The organism is Citrobacter sp. wls711, from assembly GCF_005281055.1.
In the GTDB taxonomy this organism is placed as follows: domain Bacteria; phylum Pseudomonadota; class Gammaproteobacteria; order Enterobacterales; family Enterobacteriaceae; genus Citrobacter; species Citrobacter gillenii.
This window is the reverse complement of record NZ_SZXC01000050.1, coordinates 49,724-71,454: the sequence shown is the minus strand read 5'-3', so window position 1 is coordinate 71,454 and position 21,731 is coordinate 49,724. Positions and strand designations below refer to the sequence as shown.

Below are 21,731 nucleotides of genomic sequence, written 5' to 3'. Positions count from 1 at the left end.
CATGCAACAAGATAATGAAAACGGCGTGAGTGAACCCTCACGCCGACGTCTGTTAAAGGGCATGGGAGCATTGGGCGGCGCGCTGGCACTGGCGGGCGGCTGTCCGGTTGCGCATGCGCAAAAACCGCACAGTGCGCCAGGCACTCTGTCACCCAATGCGCGCGATGATGTACAGCCCTTTTATGGACCGCATCAGGCGGGGATCCTGACGCCGCAGCAGGCCTCGATGATGCTGGTGGCATTTGATGTCCTCGCCAGCGACAAAGCAGATCTTGAACGTCTGTTCCGTTTACTGACCCATCGCTTTGCGTTCCTGACCACCGGCGGCCCGGCACCAGAAACGCCGAATCCGCGCTTGCCGCCAATGGACTCCGGCATACTGGGGGCTTACATTGCCCCGGACAACCTGACGATGACGCTGTCGGTCGGCCATTCACTGTTTGATGAGCGCTATGGCCTGAAAGCACAAATGCCAAAAACGCTGCAAAAAATGACGCGCTTCCCGAATGATTCGCTGGATGCGGCGCTGTGCCACGGGGATCTGCTGTTACAGATTTGCGCCAACACGCAGGACACCGTTATCCACGCGTTGCGCGATATCATCAAGCACACGCCGGATCTGCTCAGCGTGCGCTGGAAGCGAGAGGGATTTATCTCCGATCATGCTGCACGCAGTAAAGGCAAAGAAACCCCGGTAAATTTACTCGGTTTTAAAGACGGGACCGCGAACCCGGATGGTACCGATGAAAAGCTGATGCAAAACGTGGTGTGGGTCACGGCCGATCAGGGCGAGCCTGCATGGGCGGTAGGGGGCAGCTATCAGGCGGTGAGACTTATTCAGTTTCGCGTGGAGTTCTGGGATCGCACGCCGCTTAAAGAGCAGCAGACCATTTTTGGGCGCGATAAACAGACCGGCGCTCCGCTGGGAATGCAGCATGAGCATGATGTACCGGACTATGCCAATGACCCTGAAGGAGAGGTGATTGCGCTCGACAGCCATATCCGGCTGGCGAACCCGCGGACCAAAGAGACCGAATCCAGCCTGATGATGCGTCGTGGCTACAGCTATTCGCTCGGTGTGACGCAATCTGGACAGCTGGATATGGGGCTGCTGTTCGTTTGCTATCAACACGATCTGCAGAAAGGTTTTTTGGCTGTACAGAAACGCCTGAATGGTGAAGCGTTGGAGGAGTACGTTAAGCCGATTGGCGGCGGTTACTTCTTTGCTTTACCGGGCGTAAAAACACCGGACCACTACCTCGGACAATCTCTGCTACAAGCCTGATTCCCGTGCCCCGCGCCTGTGCGGGGCAATTCCTCACATGCTGACCTGATACAGCGATGAACGAAATAATTAATTTTCGTGATACGTGCTGCAGTGAAATAATTCTGTCATCTCTCTGTAAGAGACTGTTGCCAACGATAAGATGGAATTTAGTTAACAATAAGTAAAAATATTGTTGCATTGAGAATAAATTCTGTTGTACTTATATGTAACAGCGGTAGTTCCCGGCAGTGATAGTCATTCACTATGGAGATCGCGAATGGTAACGTCCTGTATTGGACAGGTTTCTTACATTATCACCACCTTACGCGGACGTTTCTCTTCCGGTAGCCATCTCGTCACCGCTAAATTCCTCTCTCTCCCACATCTTATCCTTGTTACTGACGCCTTATACGGTGCGCGTAGCCGTGTGTGGTGTCTTATTCGTAGGCAAGCAATGGCTTACAAGGAAGCCAACCCTCAGATGTTCGTGCGCATAATCGTGCCGAAGATGGCGCGTGTGATGTATACCTACAACTCAAGGTGCTATCCATGGGAAGACAAAAAGCAGTGATCAAAGCTCGTCGTGAAGCAAAACGTGTGCTGAGACGGGATTCGCGTAGTCATAAACAACGTGAAGATGAATCGGTCACCTCGCTTGTGCAGATGGGCGGCGTAGAAGCGATTGGTATGGCGCGTGACAGTCGCGACGCCACACCTATCACGGCGCGAAATGAGGCTCAGGCGCACTACCTGAATGCTATTGAGAGTAAACAGCTGATCTTCGCCACCGGTGAAGCCGGGTGTGGTAAAACCTGGATCAGCGCGGCAAAAGCAGCAGAGGCTCTGATCCACAAAGATGTGGACCGGATCATTGTCACCCGTCCAGTTCTGCAAGCTGATGAAGATCTCGGCTTCTTACCTGGGGATGTTTCCGAGAAGTTTGCTCCTTATTTTCGCCCGGTGTATGACGTGCTGGTAAAACGTCTGGGTGCCTCTTTTATGCAATATTGCCTGCGACCTGAGATTGGAAAGGTGGAAATCGCGCCGTTCGCGTATATGCGTGGTCGGACATTTGAAAATGCTGTTGTCATTCTCGACGAGGCTCAGAATGTGACGGCAGCGCAGATGAAGATGTTTTTGACGCGCCTCGGGGAGAATGTGACGGTAATTGTGAACGGGGATATTACCCAGTGCGATTTACCGGCGCATGTTCGATCCGGGCTAAACGATGCGCTGGCCCGCTTCGAAGAAGATGACATGATTGGAATCGTTCGTTTCAATAAAGATGATTGCGTTCGCTCGGCGCTTTGTCAGCGGACGCTTAACGCTTACAGCTGATAGGTTCTGCGTCTTCAAGGCCCGGGGAACCGGGCTTTGTTTTTTTATAAGCAGGGATAATCGTTTATATGCATATAAAAAACACAGACACGCTTCTTTGCAGGATGCCTGATGGCGCTTCGCTTATCCGGCCTACGGGGATATGCGTGGTAGACCGGATTAGGTGCCGGCACCGCATCCGGTAAATTTAGACGAAAAAAAAGCCCGTACTTGCGTACGAGCTCTTCTTCAAATATGGCGGTGAGAGAGGGGTTCGAACCCTCGATACGTTGCCGTATACACACTTTCCAGGCGTGCTCCTTCAGCCACTCGGACACCTCACCGTATTGTTGTTCCTGCGTTAGCGGAACGGGCGCTAATGTAGGGGAAACACCGCCCCGACGTCAATCTACTTTTTAAAAAAAACGTGCATTTACACAAACTTCAAGCAACATGGGGCGTAAATAAGCAAGAATTGCTTTTTTTGCCAGCATCCTAAAATTTGCTATTCTGATATTCCTTGGAAAATGATGATAAGTGCGAGAAAGTTCCGCATAACACTGCTCAGGAGTTAATATGGAAATACTTTTCTATCACCCGACATTCGATACGGCCTGGTGGCTGAAGGCATTGGCTAAGGCAATCCCAGGCGCAAATGTCCGTGAATGGAAGCGGGGTGATAATGCGCATGCTGACTACGCCCTCGTCTGGCATCCACCGGTTGATATGCTGGCAGGTCGCAAGTTAAAAGCTGTTTTCGCGTTGGGCGCCGGCGTGGACTCTATCCTCAGCAAGCTAAAAGCCCACCCTGAAATGCTGGATGCGTCAATCCCGCTTTTCCGTCTGGAAGATACCGGTATGGGTCTGCAAATGCAGGAATATGCGGTGAGTCAGGTGCTGCACTGGTTTCGACGCTTTGATGACTATCAGGCGCTAAAAAGTCAGGCGAAATGGCAACCGCTGCAAGAGTATACCCGCGAAGAGTTTACTGTCGGGATTATGGGGGCAGGGGTATTAGGGGCTAAAGTGGCTGAGAGCCTGCAAGCATGGGGCTTCCCGCTGCGTTGCTGGAGTCGGACGCGTAAGTCCTGGCCCGGTGTGGAAAGCTTTGCCGGTACCGCAGAGCTGGCGGCGTTCCTGAGCCAAACGCGGGTGCTGATTAATCTTCTGCCAAATACGGCAGAAACGGTAGGTATTATTAACACCGGGCTGCTGAATCAATTGCAGGATGGGGCGTACGTGCTTAACCTGGCACGCGGGGTTCATCTGAAGGAAGACGATCTGCTGGCTGCGCTGAATACCGGAAAATTGAAGGGCGCGATGCTGGACGTCTACAGCAGCGAGCCGCTACCGGAAAATAACCCTCTATGGAAACATCCGCGCGTGGCGATGACGCCGCATATTGCCGCCGTGACGCGTCCTGCAGAGGCCGTAGACTATATCTCACGTACCATTTTAAACCTTGAGAGTGGGAAAGCCGTAACGGGTCAAGTCGATCGCGTTAGGGGATATTGATAACAACCCGGCCAGCCGCCGGGTTTCGTCTAAACACCGTCCTACAGCTCTAATTATTTAGGGTATTAATGGTGGAGATACCTGCTATCCTTGACGAAAAATGACTACAGGAGAGAATTATGTATCCCGTTGACCTGCATATGCATACCGTCGCCAGCACCCACGCCTACAGTACCCTGAGTGATTACATCGCCGAAGCCAAACGCAAAGGTATCAAGCTGTTTGCGATCACCGATCACGGGCCGGACATGGCAGATGCCCCGCATCACTGGCATTTTATTAATATGCGCATTTGGCCAAGGTTGGTGGACGGGGTGGGAATTCTCCGCGGTATTGAAGCGAATATTAAAAATATTGACGGCGAGATCGACTGCTCCGGTCCGATGTTTACTTCCCTGGATTTAGTCATTGCAGGCTTCCATGAGCCGGTTTTCGCACCTGTTGATAAAGACACGCATACCCAGGCGATGATTGCCACAATGGCGAGTGGTAATGTGCACATTATCAGTCATCCAGGAAATCCAAAGTATGAGTTAGACTTTACCGCCGTCGCACAGGCGGCAGCGAAATACCAGGTAGCACTGGAAATCAATAACTCCTCATTCCTGCATTCACGTAAGGGCAGTGAAGACAACTGTCGCGCAGTCGCCGCAGCGGTACGTGATGCCGGTGGATGGGTGGCGTTAGGATCGGATTCCCATACCGCCTTCACGCTGGGGGAATTTGGTGAATGCCGTAAAATCCTGGAGGAAGTGAACTTCCCGGAGGACAGAATTTTAAACGTATCGCCAAAACGCCTGCTGGCGTTTCTGGAATCGCGCGGCATGGAGCCTATCGCGGAATTTGCTGAACTTTAATTGTGAACTAACTGGAATACAACAATGAACGAGTTTTCTATCCTGTGTCGCGTCCTGGGATCGCTGTTTTACCGCCAACCGCAGGACCCGTTACTGGTTCCTCTTTTTACCGTGATCGGTGAGGGTAAACTGTCAGCAAGTTGGCCACTGGAGCAGGATGAACTGCTGGCTCGCTTACAGAAAAGCTGTGATATGCCGCAGGTGGCTGCAGATTATAACGCGCTGTTTGTCGGTGAAGAGTGTGCGGTGCCACCTTATCGCAGCGCCTGGGTTGAAGGTGCTAAGGAATCCGATGTTCGCGCATTCCTTTCTGCGCGCGGCATGCCGCTGTCGGATACTCCTGCTGATCATATCGGCACATTGCTGCTGGCTGCGTCATGGCTTGAAGATCAGTCTGCTGAAGATGAAAGTGAAGCGCTGGAAACGTTATTCGTTGACTATCTGCTCCCGTGGTGTGACGCGTTCCTTGGCAAAGTGGAAGCGCATGCCAGTTCCCCATTCTGGCGTACCATGGCGCCGCTGACGCGCGATGCGATTGGCGCGATGTGGGACGAGTTGCAGGAAGATACAGAAGAGTAAATGTGATTTAAGTCACTTTATTCTGCAACGCAATTTATCAGCTTGCATAAATTGTGTGCACGATCTCATTATCATGCCGTTTTTCTGCTAAGATGCGCGGCATGAACATACTTCTTTCTATTGCAATCACAACGGGCATTCTCTCCGGTATCTGGGGATGGGTGGCCGTTTCTCTTGGTTTACTCAGTTGGGCGGGTTTTTTAGGCTGTACGGCCTATTTTGCCTGTCCACAAGGTGGGCTAAAAGGGCTGTGGATCTCAGCGTGTACGCTGTTAAGCGGTGTGGTGTGGGCGCTGGTGATTATTAACGGTAGTGCGCTTGCCCCGCATATGGACATCATCGGCTATGTCATCACGGGGATTGTTGCCTTCTTCATGTGCATTCAGGCTAAGCAATGGTTGCTTTCATTTGTGCCGGGTACGTTTATTGGTGCATGTGCAACATTTGCAGGGCAGGGGGACTGGCGTCTGGTTCTGCCTTCGTTAGCAGTGGGACTGGTGTTTGGCTATGCAATGAAGAACAGCGGACTGTGGCTGGCGTCCCGCCGTGAAAACCGAGAATCACCTTCGTTGACCAGTAAATAATAAAAAGCGTGAGGTTACCCTCACGCTTGTCGTTGTCTTTTCATATTCAGTATCAGGATTCCGGCGGTACCGACAAATGACGGTATTTAACCAGAATATCGTTATCGACCTGTTTCTTATCCTGCAAGTCCCATAATCCGCGATCAATCCCGTCGTTAATCAGGAAAATAACCCCAGTTTCAATGGCTGACATCAGGCACAGCATAACGGGTTCGTTAGAGGTATAACCGATTTCACCTTCCAGCAGACGTTGGTAATCAATGAAGCGGAATACCCCAGCCTGGACTTCATAGGAGAGAATGGTTTTGCTGGTGTTCACCGAAGAAAGGATTTCACCCGTGCTGACGTTGACCACACGCAGGTTGACCGCAATCTGATCAAGCTGGTATTGCGTGTCTGCGCCAATACCGAAATAACGCGCGCCAACCCCACCAGACTTAACGTTGCTTTCATAACCGATGATAGACCCTTCCACCATTACGTTTGCGGCGGTCAGTGACTGAAGCGGAATACGGTTATTTACAGCAACGGTACCGTTTTCTTGCGCAGCACGAATAATTTTTCGTTCGTTAAGCAAGTTCTGTAATCCCTGACGCTCCAGCGGTACAAACCAGCGAGAATCCTTCAATGCGGTGACCAGCATCGCCGTGGCACTTTGCGGGACAGCCGTTGAGAAGTTACTTGCCGGGTAAGGCTTAAATTGACCCGTTTCATCCTGAATGTTGTAAACCGAGACAAAAATCTTGCCCGTAGGCATTGGCAGGTGCGTCAAGTCTTTATAGCTTTGGGCACGCGGCATTAATGTCGGTTTAGCGGCTTCTTGTGGCGGGGCTGTTAAGCATCCGCTGAGTAAGAATATTGCAACCAAAATAAGTAAGCGCTGCATGATTTTTTCCTTTCGTAGCTATAGCTTAGAAATCGGCTGACTGTGTTTGTAAACCCGACACTTCTATCGTCGATGTTTTGCCCGTTTTCCTGTCTGTGACATTGAGTTGCAGCTGTCCATCTCGGTTGGCGATATCAATGATAAAATCATTGGTTACCATCCTGCCCGGCTTACCGGTATTAATATTGGTAAGCAGACCGCCGAGAATTTGTGACTGGATGGCCTGGGTAAAGTTGTCCAGGGCCGATGGGGTTTCAAAACCGAAATCGTCACCACTTGGATCTTTATACGAGTTTTGCGCCTGCGCACTGTTCAGCAAAAAAGCGCCGTTATTTGGGTTGCCACCAAAGTTTGGATTGCGGAACTGGAACGTCATGTTTCCGGCCCAACTTAATGGTGAAATTAGCATGAGCAAAACCACTGCATGTTTGACACGCATGAAAGCCTCCGGACAAAATCATGTTTTAGAATTCATCACGCGCTAAATCGCTTGTGCTTAATAGTGTTTGATCTATTTGCCGACGATTTAATGCATCTTCTGTTTCAGCCAGAGCGAAGACGACTATTTTGTCGAAGTCTCTTTTCGTCGGGAATAAAAAAGTCTGGAAGATAACGTCCTGATTGATCGTTATGGTGATCCAACTTCCCCAACGTGCACTGGGCCTTTCATTGATGGTTAAGTTTCCTGCGTACTCACTTTCCCACTTGTCGCTAAACGCACGATAAAAATCATGGCCGATTGAAGAGACAGTGTGGTCGGTTAACAGTCCGGGAACCTCCACTTCTACAGCGGCGTGTAGATTCCCGACAGCAAGGAATAAATTTGCTGCCACAATCCAGTTCAAATAGCGTTTCATGGCATTATCGCCTGAGGTTATCATTGGCCCACGAGACCGCCTGCGTACGGTTCTTCACAGCTATCTTTTTGAAAAGATTATAAAGATGCGTTTTTACCGTATTTTCACTGATAAACAGTGAGCGTGCGATTTCAATATTTGAGGCGCCGATACGCAGTTTATTAAGGATCTCTTTTTCACGATGTGTGAGTAGTGTCGACTCTGTACTGTTATAACGATAGTTTCCAGAATGTGTGATCAGGTAGCTGGCGAGCTTTTGCGAGAAGTAGCATTCACCGCGTAAAACGCCTTGTAACCCGGCCACCACACGCTGTTCATCTTCTGCTACGTAAAATACACCATTGATATGCGGCCAGTTTTCAATATCCCGGTACGGATAATCATCGGGTGTATTCAACAATAACGTCTTTATACTGTTGTTTTTTCTACTTAAGTTATCTTGCCAGTAATGGATCAGCTTTTTATCTGCCTCCATCATATCCAGTAAAACAATGCAGCTGGAGGAAATATCGTCCAGAGAACGTTGAATATTATGCAGTTTTCCGGTGAGCGCCAGCGATTGCTTTAAATGTTGTAATAATGCAGTTGCCTGCAGGGACGGTTTAGTGATCAACAATAATGTATGACCATGAATACTATGGACTTCATTAAACATGATGAAACTCCACTTTTATAGTCGCACACCTGACAGCTGCCTCTACTAAAATAGAGGCACCAGAAGTACTGACAGATGCGGCACTGCTGTGTAGAAATAAAATATCGACCCAAGGGGGTGAAAATATTAAAACAAATGGACTTCAACTGATTTCAATCTAGCTATTACAAATCTTAAAGCAAGTGTTAAACTTGTTACAGAATGTAAATTTATATATTAAAATGTGATTTTAAGGTTTTTATTGAGTTTAGATTTGATAGGAAAGTTGTACACTTTACTGTTATTGCATAGATTTAAAAAATCATACAAATTATATTAATTACATGATAAATAAGATGTTTATTTATAGTTCTTTCGTTTTAGCTTTCTAATGAATTCTGAATTTTTTGTCTCACTTTACGTTGGGTAATTTTCGACAGAAAAAAATGATGTTTGTCACGACTTGCGCCAAGGCCTATCAACACCTCGCGCTGCGAGGGCCTGAAGTCGCTGAAGATTGGTTTTTTATGCTTCTGCATAGAAATGCACATCTCACGCTAAAGCCAAAATAAAATGTATACAGATAACAGCGTTATTGGCTGTTAATTAGTACTTTGGGGTGAATCTGAATATAAAAATACCACTCGCGGGTGAGTTATTTAAAATGTTTCAACGGACATACTCTTCATCGTAACGTGGCATTAACAAGTTTAAGTCATGTTAACAACAAAACTTGAGTGGTAAATAATTCAACTTCATGTACGACCAGGTCCAGGGTGACAACATGAAAAACAAGTTGTTATTTATGATGTTTACAATGCTGGGTGTGCCTGGAATTGTGTCCGCAACAAGTTATGACATGGCTAATGCAGAATATAACTTTGCGGTAAATGAATTAAGTAAGTCTTCATTTAATCAGGCAGCCATTATTGGTCAAGTAGGCACTGGGAACAGTGCCAATACACGCCAGTCGGGCTCGAAGCTATTGTCGGTCATTTCGCAGGATGGTTCAAGTAACCGAGCGAAAATAGATCAGGCAGGATCATATAATCTTGCATATATAGATCAGGCGGGTAGTTCCAATGATGCGAGTATAAAACAAGGTTCTTACGGTAATACGGCCGTTATTATCCAGAAAGGTTCGGGTAATAAAGCAAATATTACCCAGTACGGTACACAAAAAACAGCAGTTGTGGTGCAGAGACAGTCGCAAATGGCCATTCGCGTGACTCAACGCTAATCCATGAACGACTTTTAAATCAATCCGATGGGGGTTTACCATGAAACTTTTAAAAGTGGCAGCATTCGCAGCAATCGTAGTTTCTGGCAGTGCTCTGGCTGGTGTTGTTCCGCAATGGAGCGGCAATGGCAATCACCATGGTGGTGGTAATAATTTTGGTCCAGAATCATCAATGAGTATTTACCAGTATGGTTCTGGCAACATTGCGAATGCGCTGCAAAGTGATGCACGTAAATCCGATGTGACCATCACCCAGCATGGGCGTGGTAACGGGGCAACCGTCGGACAAGGTGCTGATGACAGTACCATTAGTCTGAAACAGTCAGGCTTCAGCAACAGCGCTGACATCAATCAGTGGAATGCTAAACGTGCGGACATTAACGTGACTCAATACGGTGGTCGCAACGGTGCGGTGGTTAATCAGACTGCGTCTGACTCCAACGTTCTGGTTCGTCAGGTTGGTTTTGGCAACAACGTCACGGCTAACCAACATTAATTCAGTCTGCTGACTGAGAATAAACAGGGCGAAAGCCCTGTTTTTTTTCGGGAGAATAGTATGCATACGCTATTACTTATTGCCGCGCTGTCAAATCAAATCACCTTTAATACAACCCAGCAAGGCGAAATGTACACCATTATTCCTCAGGTAACGTTAACGCAACCCTGTGAATGTCAGGTACAAGTCTTCGCGATACGTGAAGGGAAGGGGGGGCAAAGCCAAACGCAGCAGAAAACAAGCCTTTCGGTCCCTGCTAATCGGCCGATTGATTTAACTAAGCTGAGCTTTAATATTTCCGCTGAGGACTCAGTAAAAATTATTGTCACCGTTTCGGATGGGCAATCGCTGCATCTCTCACAACAATGGACAGACTCATCCGGTCATTCTTGAGGGACTGAAGTATTTGCAGATCGGGTGTGGCTGGGAGCGCATTGCTGTTCTATGAATATAGAAACGTGAAGATGTTTTTAGCGGGTCGTTAATCGCAGCGGTGAAGGATCATACCGATCCCTCAAGAGGACTAATCATTGAGGAACCTTTATGTGTACTTTAGCGAACAGAATTCTGAGTATTGGCATTGGTGTTTTTTCTCTTTTTACAGTATCCGTAAGTGCTCAACAAATCTCAGCGGATGGGATTATTCATTTTCGCGGTGAAATAGTGGAACCGCCTTGTGAAGTTAGCACCCAGCAACAACAGATAGAAATGTCATGTATACGCGACGGCAAGATGCAAAGTAGCCGTTTTAATGCGCAACAGGTCACTCTGGTGCCGCAGAATGTTAAGCAAATTGCGAGCGCTAACATGCACTACCTCAATGAGCAGAAAACCCTCGCTATTCTTAACATTGAATATAAATAAGTCGTTCTGGCGTAGATATGCAGCCGTTTCGTTAAAAAGTGAGATTTCCTGGAAAACCCTGCTGTACACTGAAGAGAAGGTGTTTTGTCAGGGGAAGTTTATGCAATCGCGTGTTCATGTGGTACAGGGCGACATTACGACGATGGCTGTTGATGTGATCGTCAATGCTGCCAATTCGTCCCTATTGGGAGGCGGTGGCGTGGATGGGGCAATTCATCGCGCTGCCGGACCGGCATTGTTGGAGGCCTGTAAACAGGTTATCCAACAGCAGGGAGAATGTCCAACGGGTCATGCGGTCATCACTCTGGCTGGCAATCTTCCTGCGAAAGCGGTTATTCATACCGTGGGGCCTGTGTGGCAGGGGGGCGATCATCATGAAGCTGAACGTCTCGAAGAGGCCTATTTGAACACGCTGCAACTGGCCTTAGCCAATGGCTATCAATCCATTGCTTTTCCGGCGATTAGCACGGGAGTGTATGGTTATCCGCGCGCAGCAGCAGCGGAAATCGCCGTCAACACGGTGTTGAGATTCACGACCCGCCGGGCGCTACCTGAGCAGATTTACTTCGTGTGTTTTGATGACGAAACGGCCCAACTTTATAACAGATTACTCACCCAGCAAGGCGATGTTAACCCAGCCTGATATGACGCGGCTCGAGCGTGCAATTACTCCGCTTTGCGCCAGCCATCCTGAACAATGCGGCATCCTTGCGCTGGATGACAGTCTGGATGCGTTCGCCGCTCGCTATCGACTCACTGAAATGGCGGAACGCTCCCTGGATGTGCAGTATTACATCTGGGAGAACGACATGTCCGGGCTGCTATTGTTTTCGGTACTGCTGGCCGCAGCGAAACGTGGCGTGCGGGTCCGTTTGTTGCTGGACGACAACAACACGCCGGGTCTGGATGATACGCTGCAATTACTGGATAACCATCCGAATATCGAAGTCCGCCTGTTTAATCCTTTCTCTTTTCGCATCTTGCGAGCGGTGGGCTATTTAACCGATTTTGCCCGCCTTAACCGCCGCATGCACAATAAAAGTTATACCGCCGACGGGGTGGTCACGTTGGTTGGCGGGCGCAATATCGGTGACGCCTATTTTGGCGCAGGCGAACAGCCGTTATTTTCTGATTTGGATGTAATGGCCGTTGGGCCGGTGGTGACCGAGGTTGCGGATGATTTTGAACGTTACTGGCAGTGTCAGTCCGTTTCAACACTCAAAAAAGTGCTCTCACTGTCAGAGCCTGAACCTACCCAGCGTATTGACCTGCCGGAGTCCTGGTATAACGATGATATAACTCGCCGTTACCTGAATAAGCTGGAAACCAGCCAGTTTATGGCCAGTCTCGATCGGGGGGCGTTGCCGCTGATTTGGGCCAAAACACGCCTGCTCAGCGACGACCCGCTAAAAGGTGAGGGGAAGGCTCCGCGCCATTCGCTATTACCTCAGCGCTTGTTCGATATTATGGGCTCACCTGGCGAGCGTATTGATATTATTTCCGCCTATTTTGTGCCTACCCGGGCGGGCGTGGCCCAACTGCTGCGTTTGGTGAGAAAAGGGGTCAAAATTGCCATTCTAACCAATTCGCTGGCGGCGAATGATGTGGCAATTGTTCATGCCGGCTACGCGCGCTGGCGAAAAAAACTGCTGCGCTATGGTGTGGAATTATATGAGCTTAAACCGACACGCGATCGCGCCACGGCTGTACACGATCGTGGCTTAACCGGTAACTCGGGTTCCAGTTTGCACGCTAAAACTTTCAGTATTGACGGGCGTAAGGTGTTTATCGGCTCGCTTAATTTTGATCCGCGCTCCACATTGCTCAACACGGAAATGGGATTTGTGATTGAAAGCGAAAGCCTGGCTGCACTGATTCATAACCGTTTTATGCAGAGTCAGCATGATGTCGCCTGGCAATTGCGTCTCGATCGCTGGGGACGGATTAACTGGGTTGACCGCCAGCAGGGCCATGAGCTGGTGCTGAAGAAAGAACCCGCCACCGGATTCTGGAAGCGGGTATTGGTGAAGCTGGCCTCGATATTACCGATTGAATGGTTGCTCTGAACGACATAACGCAAGCTAACCGGTGACGGCCTTGTTTTTGTCCTGCTTAACCGGCGGTTTTCCTGAAAACAAAAACTTCAGTACCGGGATCCGGAGATGAATTTCGTACAGTATCACCGCGATCCCGACCACAAACAGCAGTCCACAGAGAAAGCCCAGCAGATTGGATGAGATGTGCGGTGTGATATAGGCGCCGAAAAACAGCGTTAACGGATGATGCACCAGATAAATAAACAGCGATGCATTGACAAAATAGGTTACGCGCGCTGACTGAAAATTCAATAAACGATAGCCGAGCGAAAAGACCACGTTAACCATCAACAGCCCCAGAACCATGGTTACCACGTATTCAGTTTCATACATCCAGGCGTCGCCGTTGCCGTATCGTTGGTTGAGCAGGTACGCCACAAAAGCCGCTCCTGCACCGAGAGTGCAACCACGCGAGGGGGTGGTGAACAGCGCCTTCAGATTGGGATTAATGAATGCCAGCGCGCCGAGCATAAAGAAAGGCACATAAAACAGCGTTTGCATGACGACAAAATTAAACATGCCGTCGCTGAGAAACGAAGGGTAGAGAATAAAAATGGTTCGTCTGACGACGGCGTAGCCCACACCAAGCAAGGCAAAAATTAGCGTTAACTTTACCATTGACGCTGGGGCAGTTGGCGTTCCCTGCTGGCTTTCCTGACGCTTCTTAATTTGGGTAAATACCCACATGCTCACGGTCGTTAACACCACAAGGACCAGCAAAAACCACAGATGAGAAATGAGCTCCCAGGCAAGGGCGTTATATTTATCGTACCCGCTGAGCGTGTGCCAACTCTCTGCTTTCCCTTTTACATATTGCAGCATGATAAATTGCGGCAGGGTGAGCAAGGGAATCGCGGTCAACATCGGGATCCCCACGCGCTCAACACGCACTTTCCACCAGCGTTTTAATGGATAGCGTAAAAACAACATGTAGGAAAAATAACCCGAAATAACAAAAAACACCTGCATGCGAAACGCATGGATGAAGTCGTTAAACAAGGATAGCCACCACGACGGTTCTGCACTGTTCACGTGCCAGGTGTGTGTGGAATAGATCAATGAGATATGGAATGGGATCCCCAACAACATCAGCCAGGCGCGGATGGAGTCAAGAAAATATTCACGCGGAGGGGATACAGAGCTCATAAACAGTTACGTATTCTCAGACTTTTCGTCTTATCCCTAAGACGAATAATGGTTACATTCGAGGGCAACCCTACACGAAGTCCAACAACCTGTCTCCAGGATAAGCACGCAAAGTGAAAACAGGCAGATGAACCTGATTAAACCATGAGCCAGCGCGCGAACAATACAGGGATTCAGTTGTCGGAATACCCGATTATCCATTAAAATGGATCGGATCAATATAAGCACACAAAGGGGGAAGTGCTTACTAATTATGAAACATAAACTACAAATGATGAAAATGCGTTGGTTGGGTGCAGCAGTCATGTTAACGCTGTACACATCTTCGAGCTGGGCATTCAGTATTGATGATGTGGCAAAGCAAGCTCAATCCTTAGCCGATAAAGGCTATGAGGCGCCTAAAAGTAACTTGCCCTCCGTTTTCCGCGACATGAAGTATGCGGATTATCAGCAGATCCAGTTCAATCACGATAAAGCCTACTGGAGCAATCTCAAGACCCCATTTAAGCTCGAGTTCTACCACCAGGGTATGTACTTCGACACGCCGGTCAAGATCAACGAAGTTACCGCCACAGCGGTAAAGAGAATCAAATACAACCCGGATTATTTTAATTTCGGCGATGTTCAGCATGATAAAGACACGGTAAAAGATCTCGGTTTCGCCGGGTTCAAGGTGCTGTACCCGATCAACAGCAAAGATAAAAACGATGAAATCGTCAGCATGCTCGGTGCCAGCTATTTCCGCGTCCTGGGAGCCGGTCAGGTTTATGGCCTTTCTGCACGCGGCCTCGCTATTGATACCGCACTGCCTTCCGGTGAAGAATTTCCCCGCTTTCGCGAGTTTTGGATCGAGCGTCCAAAACCGACTGACAAACGTTTAACCATCTATGCATTGCTGGACTCCCCACGCGCCACCGGGGCCTATCGTTTTGTGATTATGCCAGGCCGTGACACGGTGGTGGACGTTCAGTCCAAAGTTTACCTGCGCGACAAAGTAGGCAAACTGGGCGTTGCGCCGCTGACCAGTATGTTCCTGTTCGGGCCGAACCAACCGTCTCCGGCGACCAACTATCGTCCGGAGCTGCACGACTCTAACGGTTTGTCTATCCATGCAGGCAACGGCGAGTGGATTTGGCGTCCGCTGAATAACCCGAAACACCTCGCGGTGAGTAGTTTTGCGATGGAAAACCCGCAGGGATTTGGTCTGCTGCAACGTGGCCGCCAGTTCTCGCGTTTTGAAGATATCGACGACCGCTACGACCTGCGTCCGAGTGCCTGGGTAACGCCGAAAGGTGACTGGGGCAAGGGGAAACTTGAGTTAGTTGAAATCCCAACCAACGATGAAACCAACGACAACATCGTCGCTTACTGGACGCCGGACCAACTGCCTGAAGCAGGCAAAGAGATGAACTTCAAGTACACGCTGACCTTTACCCGCGATGAAGACAAACTTCATGCGCCGGATAATGCCTGGGTACAGCAGACGCGTCGTTCTACCGGTGATGTCAAACAATCGAACCTCATTCGTCAGCCTGACGGCACGATTGCATTTATCGTGGATTTTGCCGGCGCAGATATGAAAAAACTGCCGCAGGATACCCCGGTCACCGCGCAAACCAGCATTGGTGATAACGGTGAAATCGTTGAGAGTACGGTGCGTTATAACCCGGTCACTAAGGGTTGGCGTCTGATGCTGCGCGTGAAAGTGAAAGATGCGAAGAAAACCACTGAAATGCGTGCTGCGTTGGTCAATGCCGATCAGCCGTTGAGTGAAACCTGGAGCTACCAGTTACCTGCCAATGAATAAGACAACTGAGTATATTGACGCAATGCCGCTTTCGGATATCGAGAAAGCGGCACTGCCGAAAACTGACATCCGCGCCCTTCATCAGGCGCTGGATGCCGAGCATCGTACTTACTCGCGCGAAGACGATTCACCGCAGGGGTCTGTTAAAGCTCGCCTAGAGCAAGCCTGGCCAGATTCTCTGGCCAAAGAGCAGTTAATCAAAGACGATGAAGGACGCGACCAGCTGAAGGCTATGCCGAAGGCTACGCGTACATCTATGTTTCCCGATCCCTGGCGTACCAACCCGGTAGGTCGTTTTTGGGATCGTCTGCGTGGACGCGATGTTACGCCGCGTTATCTTTCTCGTTTGACGAAAGAAGAACAAGAAAGTGAACAGAAATGGCGTACCGTCGGGACGATTCGCCGCTATACGCTGCTTATCTTAACGTTGGCGCAAACGGTCGTGGCGACCTGGTATATGAAGACTATTCTTCCGTACCAGGGCTGGGCGTTCATTAATCCGGCAGACATGATGGGGCAGGACCTGTGGGTCTCCTTTATGCAATTGCTGCCCTATGTGCTCCAGACCGGTATCCTGATTCTGTTTGCGGTATTGTTCTGCTGGGTCTCGGCAGGGTTCTGGACTGCGCTGATGGGGTTCTTGCAACTGCTGATTGGCCGCGATAAGTACAGTATTTCCGCGTCAACGGTGGGGGATGAAGCTTTAAACCCTGAGCACCGCACTGCGCTTATCATGCCTATCTGTAACGAGGACGTTGACCGCGTATTCGCGGGGCTGCGCGCCACATGGGAATCGGTGAAAGCCACGGGTAATGCTGCGCATTTCGATGTCTACATCCTGAGCGACAGCTACAACCCTGATATCTGCGTGGCGGAACAAAAAGCCTGGATGGAGCTGATCGCTGAAGTGCAGGGCGAAGGACAGATTTTCTACCGCCGTCGTCGTCGTCGTGTGAAGCGTAAAAGCGGCAACATTGATGACTTCTGCCGTCGCTGGGGGAATCAGTACAGCTACATGGTCGTCCTGGACGCTGACTCGGTGATGAGCGGCGATTGCCTGACCGGTCTGGTGCGTCTGATGGAAGCGAACCCGAATGCCGGTATTATTCAGTCGTCGCCAAAAGCGTCCGGTATGGACACGCTGTATGCGCGCTGCCAGCAGTTTGCTACGCGCGTGTATGGGCCGCTGTTTACCGCCGGGCTTCACTTTTGGCAGCTCGGGGAGTCGCACTACTGGGGTCACAACGCGATTATTCGCGTGAAGCCGTTTATTGAGCATTGTGCGCTCGCACCGCTACCGGGTGAAGGCTCGTTTGCGGGTTCGATCCTCTCCCATGACTTCGTGGAAGCGGCGTTAATGCGTCGTGCAGGCTGGGGGGTGTGGATTGCCTACGATCTGCCGGGTTCTTATGAAGAGCTGCCGCCAAACCTGCTTGATGAGCTGAAGCGTGACCGTCGTTGGTGTCACGGCAACCTGATGAACTTCCGTCTGTTCCTGGTCAAAGGGATGCATCCGGTTCACCGTGCGGTGTTCCTGACGGGCGTGATGTCTTATCTGTCTGCCCCGCTGTGGTTTATGTTCCTCGCGCTTTCAACCGCATTGCAGGTGGTGCATGCGCTGACGGAGCCGCAATATTTCCTGCAGCCGCGTCAGCTGTTCCCGGTGTGGCCGCAGTGGCGTCCTGAACTGGCGATTGCGCTGTTTGCCTCAACCATGGTGCTGCTGTTCCTGCCGAAGCTGCTGAGTATTTTGCTCATCTGGTGCAAAGGGACGAAAGAGTACGGCGGTTTTGTCCGCGTGACGCTGTCGCTGCTGCTGGAGGTGCTGTTCTCCGTGCTGCTGGCGCCGGTGCGTATGCTGTTCCATACCGTCTTCGTGGTCAGTGCTTTCCTCGGTTGGGAAGTCGTCTGGAACTCGCCGCAGCGTGATGATGACTCCACTCCGTGGGGTGAAGCGTTTATGCGTCACGGCTCCCAGCTGCTGCTGGGTCTGGTCTGGGCGGTCGGTATGGCCTGGCTGGATCTGCGCTTCCTGTTCTGGCTGGCACCGATAGTCTTCTCCCTGATCCTGTCGCCGTTTGTGTCGGTGATTTCCAGCCGTTCAACGATAGGGTTACGTACCAAGCGCTGGAAGCTGTTCCTGATCCCGGAAGAGTATTCTCCTCCGCAGGTGCTGGTGGATACGGATAACTACCTGGTGATGAACCGCAATCGCTCGCTGGATGACGGTTTTATGCACGCGGTGTTTAACCCGTCATTTAACGCACTGGCTACGGCGATGGCGACCGCGCGTCACCGCGCCAGTAACGTGCTGGAGATTGCCCGTGACCGTCATGTCGAGCAGGCGCTGAACGATACACCTGAGAAACTGAATCGCGATCGCCGCCTTGTGCTGTTGAGCGATCCGGTGACCATGGCGCGTTTACATTATCGCCTCTGGAGCTCGCCGGATAAGTATTCGTCGTGGGTTAATTATTATCAGGGGATAACCCTGAACCCGCGGGCACTCAGGAAGAAATAGAACGCCTGAAATGTGAAAATACCGGCCTGGTGCCGGTATTTTTTTGTGTGGATGACAATGTTATTAATGAGGGTTCAGGTGCGAATACTTGCGGTTGGAATCATGGTCATCTTGCTGAGCGGGTGCGGCAGTATTATTAGCCGCACGATCCCGGGGCAAGGTCACGGAAATCAATACTATCCCGGCGTGCAGTGGGATGTCCGGGATTCAGCATGGCGCTATGTCACCCTGATCGATCTGCCTTTTTCACTGGTGTTTGATACGCTGCTGTTGCCCCTTGACATCCACCATGGTCCCTACGAGTAATTACCGCTCATCCCATTCGTCGGCTGCCGTCTGACCTTCCTCGGTATCCAGAGGTGGTTCAAGCTGGAATTCGCCTTCATCCCACTCGTGGAGGGTATTTTCCTCCAGCCACTCCTGGCGAATTTCAATCTCATCATAATCGCCATCAAAGACGCTTTGTGCCGCTTCACCGCTCAGCATCGGCAGACATTCGCCTTCCTCATCTTCGTCGGCGAAAAACTCAGCCTGCCACATGATGTCACCATCCTGTAGCACATACTTTTGTACGTTCAACTGCTGAACACTGGCGTCGTCCGCATCTAAGTCGGGGTTATCAGCCAGAAACTCTTCACGGGCAGCATCAATGGCTTCTTCCAGCGTGGCATACATGGTCATCAGCGTCTCCCTTTGATTTAATGAGGTATTCAGGGAAATAATAGTTGATTCTCTGCTAATGCAAGTATGAATGCACAAAAATCATTGCGTGCGCTGGGTTTCGCGACGTCGGCGCAGGCTGTTCCAGGAGTAGAGCGCGTTAAACAAGACCACTCCCGCGGTCACGCAGAAGACCGCGCGAAAACCATAGTTGGCTGAAATAGCTGCGCCCATCAGTGGCCCCGTCACGTTGCCAATATCACGAAATGACTGGTTGTAGCTGAAAATACGCCCGGCTATTTGGTTGGTTGAGTTATAGACCAGCAGCGTTTGTACGGCAGGGAGCAGTGCGCCGTCGGCGGCTCCCAGCAAAAAGCGCAGGACGCCAAGCTGCCAGGGCGTCTGGACGAATGACATGGGGATGAGCAGCAATACGGAAATGACCAGAGCGACAATCAGGATCTTCTCCGGGCCTATGCGGTCGCCTAATTTTCCCAGCCTCGGCGCGCTGAGTAAAGCGGCCACGCCGGGAACGGAAGCGATCATGCCGCTGATAAAAGCGATATTGCCGACGTTACCCGCCAGTTCCCGCACATACAGCGTCAAGATAGGTGCGATGGATCCGGTTGCGACCTGAATGATCAGTGTGGTGACGAACAGACTCAGTACCAGCTTTGGATTTTTTAAGGATCCGACGACCTCCCGAATGTGCAACATCTCTTTTTTGCTGACCGGTTGAAAATGCTCACGAATAAAAAATAATGTTAGCATAAAACAAAGCAGCAGCACGCTGGCGGTAATAAAGAAAACGGGGCGCAATCCGTATTGGTCGGCAAGCAAGCCTCCCGCCAGCGGGCCCAGCAGTGCGCCACTGACGCCGCCGGTTGAAAGTGTTCCCAGCGCCCAGCCGCTTTTATTGCGCGGCACCTGGGTGGCGATCAGCGCATTCGCATTGGGAATGAACCCACCAAGCAGTCCCAGCAGCGCACGCAGGATCAAAAACTGCCAGATATTTTGCGCCAGCCCCATTAGCAGCATCACGACAGCCATCCCCAGCGCTGAGCGCAGGAGCATGATTTTCCTGCCTTTGCGATCTGCAAGGCCGCCCCAGAAAGGTGAAGCGATAGCTGAAAAAAGAAACGTAATGCTGAACACCAGACCCGACCACATGTTCAGGGCACCGTGTCCCGTCACGCCGAGGCTTTCGACATACAGGGGTAAGAAAGGCATCACCAGGCTAAATGCTGCACCGGTTAAAAAGCAACCGAGCCAGGCAACCGTGAGATTACGCTTCCAGTTGATGGAGACATCTGAGGGTGACATAGCGATCCGCAGTGTGGCGCGCTGTTTGCGCTATCGTGTAAAAATAAGTAAGCAGACTAATTATGCGCCTGGTTGATAGTCGCTGCAATGCGCAGAGCAGTAAAACCTAAACGGGGGGGCGAGATGTTGCAGCCCGCGGGCTGCAACAAAGGGTCAGTACAAGGAAGGTGCGCCTTCAGGGCGTGTTTTGAACCGGCGATGTAGCCACATATATTGCTCCGGCGCCATCATGATGCATTTCTCAATAATTTTGTTCATCCACGCGGCGGTGGTTTCAGCATCGTCCAGCGGCGGCGAACATTCCGGCGGCAGCATAATCAACTGATACCCTTTGCCGTCAGGTTTACGACGAGGGACAAACGGCACCAGACATGCATTGGACATTCGCGACAGCATCCACGTCCCAGAGGTGGTTGCAGCCTGCTCTACAGCAAACAGCGGCACAAAGACGCTGGAGCGTGGGCCGTAGTCGTGATCCGGGGCATACCAGACCACTTCACCTTTCTTCAGAGCCTTGACCATCCCTTTTAGATCTTTACGATCGAGCATTGATTTATTGGAGCGCATACGCCCCCAGGTTTGTAGCCAGTCGAGCAGCGGATTGTCGTTGGGGCGATACACCCCGATACCGGGTTCCTGTAAACCAAACTGACGCGCGCCTAATTCAAGCGTCAGAAAGTGCAGACCCACTAACAGGATCCCACGCTGCTGTGCCTGAACATCACGAATATGCTCCATGCCGATTACTTCGGTCCAGCGCGTAATACGACGGTCGGACCAAAACCAGGCCATGCCGGTTTCCACTACGCCCATGCCGACGGACTCAAAGTTTTTTACCACCATCCGCTGACGCTCTTGTTCGCTCATCTGCGGGAAGCACAGCTCCAGATTTCGCGAAACAATCTTTGCCCGGCGTCTCATCACATGTAACGCCAGACGACCTAATGTACAGCCCAGCTTATAGAGGAACGGATAGGGTAACTGCACGATCAACCAAAGGATGCCAATACCTAGCCAGGTTAACCAATAACGTGGATGCAAAAGTGCAGCCGAGAACTTGGGTAAATTCGTCATGTCTATCC

At 50.6% G+C, this 21,731-nt stretch carries 23 protein-coding genes and 1 tRNA gene; 15 read left to right on the top strand and 9 right to left on the bottom strand.

What is annotated here, in order from left to right:
• Nucleotide 1 precedes the first annotated feature (1 nt).
• On the top strand, nucleotides 2-1,285 hold the full coding sequence (efeB, locus tag FDW98_RS15420; RefSeq protein WP_096757600.1) for an iron uptake transporter deferrochelatase/peroxidase subunit: 1,284 nt from the start codon (nucleotides 2-4) through the stop codon (nucleotides 1,283-1,285).
• 531 nt (nucleotides 1,286-1,816) lie between these two features.
• A complete protein-coding gene (gene phoH, locus FDW98_RS15415; RefSeq protein WP_168246965.1) occupies nucleotides 1,817-2,605 on the top strand; it encodes a phosphate starvation-inducible protein PhoH in 789 nt (262 codons plus the stop codon).
• Nucleotides 2,606-2,840: 235 nt separating this feature from the next.
• On the opposite strand, the gene FDW98_RS15410 is transcribed toward phoH, so the two are convergent.
• Nucleotides 2,841-2,928: transfer RNA gene (locus FDW98_RS15410), tRNA-Ser, on the bottom strand.
• A 232-nt stretch (nucleotides 2,929-3,160) separates the two neighbouring features.
• Between FDW98_RS15410 and ghrA the strand changes: the two genes are divergently transcribed.
• The 4 genes from ghrA (at nucleotide 3,161) to FDW98_RS15390 (ending at nucleotide 6,119) form a co-directional block, all read left to right on the top strand.
• Entirely contained in the window at nucleotides 3,161-4,099 is a 939-nt protein-coding gene (gene ghrA, locus FDW98_RS15405; RefSeq protein ID WP_096757599.1) for a glyoxylate/hydroxypyruvate reductase GhrA, read from the top strand.
• Between the two features lie 119 nt (nucleotides 4,100-4,218).
• The gene (locus FDW98_RS15400) at nucleotides 4,219-4,956 is read left to right on the top strand and encodes a phosphatase (RefSeq protein WP_096757598.1); all 738 of its coding nucleotides are present in this window, start codon (nucleotides 4,219-4,221) and stop codon (nucleotides 4,954-4,956) included.
• Nucleotides 4,957-4,980: 24 nt separating this feature from the next.
• Entirely contained in the window at nucleotides 4,981-5,535 is a 555-nt protein-coding gene (locus FDW98_RS15395) for a molecular chaperone (protein WP_096757597.1), read from the top strand.
• 101 nt (nucleotides 5,536-5,636) lie between these two features.
• A complete protein-coding gene (locus FDW98_RS15390) occupies nucleotides 5,637-6,119 on the top strand; it encodes a DUF1097 domain-containing protein (RefSeq protein WP_137398877.1) in 483 nt (160 codons plus the stop codon).
• Between the two features lie 52 nt (nucleotides 6,120-6,171).
• On the opposite strand, the gene csgG is transcribed toward FDW98_RS15390, so the two are convergent.
• The 4 genes from csgG to csgD are packed head-to-tail and all read right to left on the bottom strand — an operon-like array spanning nucleotide 6,172 to nucleotide 8,517.
• The gene (gene csgG / locus FDW98_RS15385) at nucleotides 6,172-7,005 is read right to left on the bottom strand and encodes a curli production assembly/transport protein CsgG (protein WP_096757595.1); all 834 of its coding nucleotides are present in this window, start codon (nucleotides 7,003-7,005) and stop codon (nucleotides 6,172-6,174) included.
• A 25-nt stretch (nucleotides 7,006-7,030) separates the two neighbouring features.
• Nucleotides 7,031-7,444, bottom strand: coding sequence for a curli production assembly/transport protein CsgF (gene csgF, locus FDW98_RS15380; RefSeq protein ID WP_096757594.1), 414 nt, complete (start codon nucleotides 7,442-7,444; stop codon nucleotides 7,031-7,033).
• 25 nt (nucleotides 7,445-7,469) lie between these two features.
• A complete protein-coding gene (gene csgE, locus FDW98_RS15375; RefSeq protein ID WP_096757593.1) occupies nucleotides 7,470-7,862 on the bottom strand; it encodes a curli production assembly/transport protein CsgE in 393 nt (130 codons plus the stop codon).
• 4 nt (nucleotides 7,863-7,866) lie between these two features.
• On the bottom strand, nucleotides 7,867-8,517 hold the full coding sequence (gene csgD, locus FDW98_RS15370) for a biofilm master transcriptional regulator CsgD (protein ID WP_096757592.1): 651 nt from the start codon (nucleotides 8,515-8,517) through the stop codon (nucleotides 7,867-7,869).
• 763 nt (nucleotides 8,518-9,280) lie between these two features.
• Here csgD and csgB point away from each other — a divergent pair.
• The 6 genes from csgB (at nucleotide 9,281) to FDW98_RS15340 (ending at nucleotide 13,162) form a co-directional block, all read left to right on the top strand.
• On the top strand, nucleotides 9,281-9,736 hold the full coding sequence (csgB, locus tag FDW98_RS15365; protein ID WP_096757591.1) for a curli minor subunit CsgB: 456 nt from the start codon (nucleotides 9,281-9,283) through the stop codon (nucleotides 9,734-9,736).
• A gap of 40 nt (nucleotides 9,737-9,776) precedes the next feature.
• Complete coding sequence (gene csgA / locus FDW98_RS15360; protein WP_096757590.1) at nucleotides 9,777-10,232, top strand: curli major subunit CsgA; 456 nt, start codon at nucleotides 9,777-9,779, stop codon at nucleotides 10,230-10,232.
• A 60-nt stretch (nucleotides 10,233-10,292) separates the two neighbouring features.
• Nucleotides 10,293-10,625, top strand: coding sequence for a curli assembly chaperone CsgC (csgC, locus tag FDW98_RS15355; protein ID WP_096757589.1), 333 nt, complete (start codon nucleotides 10,293-10,295; stop codon nucleotides 10,623-10,625).
• Nucleotides 10,626-10,775: 150 nt separating this feature from the next.
• Nucleotides 10,776-11,096 (top strand): type 1 fimbrial protein, encoded by a 321-nt coding sequence (locus FDW98_RS15350; protein ID WP_096757588.1) that lies wholly within the window; start codon nucleotides 10,776-10,778, stop codon nucleotides 11,094-11,096.
• Between the two features lie 100 nt (nucleotides 11,097-11,196).
• Nucleotides 11,197-11,739, top strand: coding sequence for an O-acetyl-ADP-ribose deacetylase (gene ymdB / locus FDW98_RS15345; RefSeq protein WP_096757587.1), 543 nt, complete (start codon nucleotides 11,197-11,199; stop codon nucleotides 11,737-11,739).
• Nucleotides 11,675-13,162, top strand: coding sequence for a phospholipase D family protein (locus tag FDW98_RS15340; protein WP_096757586.1), 1,488 nt, complete (start codon nucleotides 11,675-11,677; stop codon nucleotides 13,160-13,162). The genes ymdB and FDW98_RS15340 overlap by 65 nt, the downstream gene beginning before the upstream one ends.
• Nucleotides 13,163-13,177: 15 nt before the next feature.
• Here the strand turns inward: FDW98_RS15340 and mdoC are convergent, their stop codons facing one another.
• On the bottom strand, nucleotides 13,178-14,338 hold the full coding sequence (gene mdoC / locus FDW98_RS15335) for a glucans biosynthesis protein MdoC (protein WP_096757585.1): 1,161 nt from the start codon (nucleotides 14,336-14,338) through the stop codon (nucleotides 13,178-13,180).
• 271 nt (nucleotides 14,339-14,609) lie between these two features.
• Between mdoC and mdoG the strand changes: the two genes are divergently transcribed.
• The 3 genes from mdoG to FDW98_RS15320 all read left to right on the top strand — a co-directional run bounded on the left by mdoG (nucleotide 14,610) and on the right by FDW98_RS15320 (nucleotide 18,972).
• Complete coding sequence (mdoG, locus tag FDW98_RS15330) at nucleotides 14,610-16,145, top strand: glucans biosynthesis protein MdoG (protein ID WP_096759435.1); 1,536 nt, start codon at nucleotides 14,610-14,612, stop codon at nucleotides 16,143-16,145.
• Nucleotides 16,138-18,666: a glucans biosynthesis glucosyltransferase MdoH gene (mdoH, locus tag FDW98_RS15325; RefSeq protein WP_096757584.1), complete on the top strand. Its 2,529-nt coding sequence runs from the start codon at nucleotides 16,138-16,140 to the stop codon at nucleotides 18,664-18,666. Before mdoG ends, mdoH begins: the two co-directional genes overlap by 8 nt.
• A 66-nt stretch (nucleotides 18,667-18,732) precedes the next feature.
• Nucleotides 18,733-18,972, top strand: coding sequence for a YceK/YidQ family lipoprotein (locus FDW98_RS15320; RefSeq protein WP_217439126.1), 240 nt, complete (start codon nucleotides 18,733-18,735; stop codon nucleotides 18,970-18,972).
• Here FDW98_RS15320 and FDW98_RS15315 read toward each other — a convergent pair whose 3' ends face one another.
• The 3 genes from FDW98_RS15315 to FDW98_RS15305 form a co-directional block, all read right to left on the bottom strand.
• Nucleotides 18,973-19,347, bottom strand: a complete 375-nt coding sequence (locus FDW98_RS15315; RefSeq protein ID WP_096757583.1) for a MysB family protein — start codon at nucleotides 19,345-19,347, stop codon at nucleotides 18,973-18,975. It lies immediately after the preceding gene.
• 81 nt (nucleotides 19,348-19,428) lie between these two features.
• Nucleotides 19,429-20,649, bottom strand: a complete 1,221-nt coding sequence (mdtG, locus tag FDW98_RS15310) for a multidrug efflux MFS transporter MdtG (protein ID WP_096757582.1) — start codon at nucleotides 20,647-20,649, stop codon at nucleotides 19,429-19,431.
• Between the two features lie 153 nt (nucleotides 20,650-20,802).
• Nucleotides 20,803-21,723 (bottom strand): Kdo(2)-lipid IV(A) acyltransferase, encoded by a 921-nt coding sequence (locus tag FDW98_RS15305; protein WP_096757581.1) that lies wholly within the window; start codon nucleotides 21,721-21,723, stop codon nucleotides 20,803-20,805.
• Nucleotides 21,724-21,731: the final 8 nt, after the last annotated feature.